Raw genomic sequence first — 942 nt, forward strand, 5'->3', positions numbered from 1 at the left:
TTGTATTTGATCTTTTTGGCCCGTTGAAGGCTCTCTATGGAGAAGCATCCAGACTAACCGTTATGAACGCTGCCCTTGATCGTATTGAAGCGGTATTGGATGAACCGGAACTTTCCGACAACGGCAAGCAGCATATTCCGGCTCAGGCACAGCCGGGACAGCCGGAAGTCCTGTTCAACGATGTTACATTTGCTTATCAGGATAAAGAGGTTTTGCACCATATCAGTTTTGCCATGAAGAAAAATTCTATGACAGCGCTGGTTGGGCCATCCGGTAGTGGTAAGTCCACCATTGCAAACTTACTGGCGCGGCTTTGGGATGTAAAATCCGGCAATGTGACGATAAGGGGTGTGGATATTCGCAATGTACCTCTGTCGGAATTGATGAATCAGATCAGCATGGTATTCCAGCGCGTGTATCTGTTTCAGGACACCATTTACAACAATATCATCATGGGAAAGCCAGATGCCACGGAAGAAGAAATCTATGAGGCTGCCAGAAAAGCCCGCTGCTATGATTTCATTATGGCTCTGCCTGATGGGTTCCAGACAGTGGTTGGCGAAGGCGGTGCGACACTCTCTGGTGGCGAAAAGCAGCGTATTTCGATTGCCCGCTGTATCCTGAAAGACGCGCCTATCGTTATTTTGGACGAAGCTACCGCGAGTGTGGATACGGACAATGAAAGCTATATTCAGGAGGCTATTTCCGAATTGGTGAAGGGAAAGACCCTGCTTGTAATTGCTCACCGCCTAAATACCATCCAGAACGCCGATCAGATTTTAGTTATAGACAACGGCCAGATTGCACAGCAAGGAACCCATGAGGAACTTTTGAAACAGCCTGGTATCTATCAGGATTTTGTCAATATCCGAAAGAGTGCGGCTGGCTGGAGTCTTGCTTAATGGCGAAAGGAGCTGCCTATGAAACTTCATACTGCCGGAG

Annotated in this window: 1 protein-coding gene; it reads left to right on the forward strand. The window is 47.9% G+C overall.

Translation table 11 applies throughout. The features are described from left to right. Positions 1–902 (forward strand): ABC transporter ATP-binding protein (locus tag LIQ05_RS19320; protein WP_226822931.1); only part of this gene is annotated, 902 nt, incomplete at its 5' end. Positions 903–942 lie beyond the last annotated feature (40 nt).

The sequence above is a fragment of the Blautia glucerasea genome, from assembly GCF_020537505.1.
Lineage (GTDB): Bacteria > Bacillota > Clostridia > Lachnospirales > Lachnospiraceae > Blautia_A.